3 protein-coding genes are annotated in these 3,722 nt (G+C 54.1%); all 3 read left to right on the top strand.

Features of this window, described 5'->3' with window-relative positions:
• Positions 1 to 1,680 precede the first annotated feature (1,680 nt).
• The 3 genes from GGR36_RS21465 to GGR36_RS21455 all read left to right on the top strand — a co-directional run bounded on the left by GGR36_RS21465 (position 1,681) and on the right by GGR36_RS21455 (position 3,544).
• Entirely contained in the window at positions 1,681 to 2,079 is a 399-nt protein-coding gene (locus GGR36_RS21465) for a DUF4304 domain-containing protein (protein WP_183638594.1), read from the top strand.
• A gap of 97 nt (positions 2,080 to 2,176) precedes the next feature.
• On the top strand, positions 2,177 to 2,899 hold the full coding sequence (locus GGR36_RS21460; RefSeq protein ID WP_221229657.1) for a leucine-rich repeat domain-containing protein: 723 nt from the start codon (positions 2,177 to 2,179) through the stop codon (positions 2,897 to 2,899).
• A 90-nt stretch (positions 2,900 to 2,989) separates the two neighbouring features.
• A complete protein-coding gene (locus GGR36_RS21455; protein ID WP_183638588.1) occupies positions 2,990 to 3,544 on the top strand; it encodes a hypothetical protein in 555 nt (184 codons plus the stop codon).
• Positions 3,545 to 3,722 lie beyond the last annotated feature (178 nt).

Here is a 3,722-nt window from a genome sequence, read left to right as displayed (position 1 = left end):
CGAGACGCATAACCCTTCAGTCAACCGGACACCCAAATGCTACGCATTTGGGTGCCCTCCGCTGGCGCTCCGGTGCCGGTTACTTTCACGTTAGCGTCAATGCTGAAAGCGTCTGAACTCGAAACGTCCTTTGGCTTTGCTGGCGTTGCCAACGTCCCCGTGCAGCACTTGTACCGTTTCGGTTCGGGCACCAAATCCTGCACGGCAGTTGAGCGCCCCGCTCGGTTATCGTTTCCGAAGTGGTCGCGGGTTTTGCCCGCAACCGTTTCGGCGTCTCAAACCAATGCACTTCGAGCCTGCGCTGCATGAATCGCCGTACTTCTTTCACCGCTGCCGCTAACAGGTCCGTCAACGGGACGCCAAACCGCTGCGCAGTTTGGTGCCCTCCGCTGCGCTCCGGCGCCCGTTACGTCCAACGTTAGGCGTCACACGTATTTTGGAGCCCATATGTCGCGTCCATTTCTCGGCCGATCAGCTATCGTCGACATAATTAAGAGCAATGAGCGCACAAACGCTATACAAAAGCGTGAGGGGCTCACTGGACATCCGGTTCGCTTTACCGTGTGCGGTTGCCCTGATCCCAATTGCGGCGGTTGGCACACCATTGAGACGGACCGCAAGATCCCTTCTCAGGAAGAGTGCGCCGAGATTATAAAGGCGGACAACGCGGCACGAAAGACTAAGAAGACAAAAGGTCAGTAGGAGCGCCACGGGTGCAAACGCCTAACTGTGCAGTCAACCGGACACCAAACTGCTACGCAGTTTGGTCCCCTCCGCTGGCGCTCCGGTGCCGGTTACTTCCACGTTAGGCAATGACCTCGACCGAACAATTCCTCACAGGCATTGGCTTCGCAGCTGGCATGACGGCGATTAATGTTCTGTTTAATCGCTTTATGGCGCGACGAAACTCGCAGGGACGCTGTGCCAAATGTGGTGAAACACTAGACATCTACTCGGCCACGCAGGACGGCTTTCGAGGCGATTACTTCGCCCACTGCCCAAAGTGCGCACGTCGAGTTAAAGCCTTTAGGGCATTTCTATACCTGTGTGTTGCACTCGCTGCAGCAGGCGCGGTCTACTTCTCATATGCGTAATTCGCCTAACAGGTCAGTCAACCGGACACCCAAACTGCTGCGCAGTTTGGGTTCCCTCCGCTGGCGCTCCGGTGCCGGTTACTTTCAACGTTAGAGGTCATGTCCGGCTTTGCGATGATTTGGCTGATGGCATCAGGGTTCGCAGTCCTGCTTATGGGCACGCCTTTCCTGGAGGCGTTGCAAGTCGAGGCTCCGCACGTCTACTCCGAAATTGGCTCGCCGCCCATCAACGGCTGTGCGTGGCGCCGTCGTTTCTTTCCGCCGTTCGCGGGAATGATTCTCTCTTTGTCGTATCGGTCACAGCTTGTGGGTTGTCCGCGTTCGCGCGCTTGGGCCAGTTGGCTATTCTTGGCCCTATGGTCCCAAGTTGCCGCTGCTGCGGCTCTTGCTCTTTCGCTCAAATAGCAACCGCTGATGACCTCTAACTATTCCGTCAACCGGACACCTAAAAAGCTGCGCTTTTTAGGTTCCCTACGTGCTGCGCACTCCGGTGCCGGTTACGTCAAACGTTAGGCAAACCGCCTCACTCGCTATGTCCGCTCGAAAACTTGGCGATGCTTTCTGTTCTCACTTTCACGCAAAGCACATGAAAGCGATGGGATTTAGAAAGCAAGGTCGAAATTTCTCAAGAAAGGCCGAAGGCTATATTGAGTGCGTTTCCATTCAGGGCAGCTCGTGGAATTCAGGTGATGAGCCTTGGCACTTTTACGTCAATGTTGCCGTGGCGATTGATGGAATTCCTCTGCGAGAGAATGCGAAATTTCATGCTGGCGGCAGGCTCGAAGGACTGGCTCCCTCTGCACCACCCGCGTACGACCTTACAGCAGCCAACCTTGAGTCTCTCGCAAGCGAAATTTCCGGGTATGTGAGTGAGGCTTGTGGCCGTATACCCAATGCCCTGCGCGATGTTAAACCTCGTGCTTTACAAGGTTGGTACTCGCCGCTTCCCGTTCCTGGCACTTGGCTAAATGAAAAATTCGCCTAACCCTGCAGTCGAGCGGGACAGCCACAAGCTGCGCTTGTGGTTCCCTCCGCTTCGCTCCGGCTGCCCCTCACTTCCACGTTAGGCATCTCATATGGTCATGCTTCTACTGGATCGACCTTTTGAACAGACGCTGCTAAACACCGAGGCTGAGCTCGATCTTCGAAACGTTGGATCAAAGGTTTGGCCAACAGTGTTATCCGTTTGCCGTACTAGTGATCTTCGCCTCTATCACATTACCTTGGAGTCACTGGAGGGTATTGAGAAGCTGGTAAGTCTCAGCCGTCTTGCAATGGAATGGGCTACAAAGATCTTAGACATTGCTCCCATCTTCCGGCTCGGAGGACTGACGGCCTTATCCGTTTTCGATTTCTCCAAACTGCGACAATTGGACGGAATTGAGTCGCTAACTGAATTGGTCGAATTAAACCTATCGGGCAGTCGCGGTTCGCTCACGCCGAGACTTAAGCTCTTATCTGTTAAGCCTATAGTGAAACTTGACCGGCTCACTTCATTTAGCTTGACGAATGCGCAATTGGCGGATGACGACATAACCGTTCTTGCTCGATGCAAGAATCTGAGGCATCTTCACTTATCCAATCAGTTCGACCGCCGCCAATTCGCATATTTGGCCAAGCACCTTAACGGCCAACTTCTAGAGCCGCTGTCGGCCTTTTCAGAAACCAATCTGAAGTGTGAGCAGTGCGGTGGCAAAAAATCAATGTTCACCGGCCGCAAGATGCCATTTCTCTGCCGGTCATGCGACTCATCGCGCTTCGATCGCTACCTCGCTGAGTATGAAAGGTTGGTCCGCGATGCCTAACAGGTCAGTCAACCGGACACCCAACCTGCTGCGCAGCTTGGGTTCCCTCCGCTGGCGCTCCGGTGCCGGTTACTTTCAACGTTAGAAGTCATGACCGAAACGACCCTCGCACTCTGCAAAACCATATTCCCCGGCGTCGCCATGTGGCTTGCTGGAATGTGTGCAAGCAATCAGGCACTAGACATGCCTGTGGTCAACCTTGGCAATCCAGGCGTGATCCTCCAGCAGGAGATTTCCATTCCAATGGACGAGCAGTATTTGTTCGGTGTTCAATTTAGGTTCCCAAACAAGGCTGCATACGAATCAACAACCATAGCTGGCCAACCGAACGCGACAAACCCGCAGACATGCACAGACGCGGAACGCTACGCTCAATTAACCGCCGAGGAAAAGAAGGCCGTTGGCGCGGCTCTGGAACTTGAAATAGTGGTTTCGTCGCTCGGCGGTTCTGTTATCACCAGCCGACGCTATAGTTCTAGGTGTCTGCAGAGTTGGGGCTCTCTCACAAAGAGTCGTCATTTCGGCTCCATTGCTTTGAATAAGGGTAACTATCGAATTCGGATAGTCAACCATGCCCCCGTAACAACAGAAGACGGCGTTGTTTCAACCTTGTTCCTCGTTGGTGCTGGAGCGGGTTATCCGTGACTTCTAACCAGTCAGTCAACCGGACACCAAAATGCTGCGCATTTTTGGTTCCCTTCGCTGGCGCTCCGGTGCCGGTTACTTCCACGTTAGCCGTCCCATGATCGAGAAGTCGCAAGCAATTGAAGTCCTCGTTGAGGCCTGTCCGAGTTTCGCTCCACTTTGGGCTGCTCACTTGGCC

Source organism: Niveibacterium umoris, from assembly GCF_014197015.1.
Taxonomy (GTDB): domain Bacteria; phylum Pseudomonadota; class Gammaproteobacteria; order Burkholderiales; family Rhodocyclaceae; genus Niveibacterium; species Niveibacterium umoris.
The sequence above is the reverse complement of the archived record's forward strand: the minus strand, read 5'-3'. Positions and strand labels throughout refer to the sequence as shown.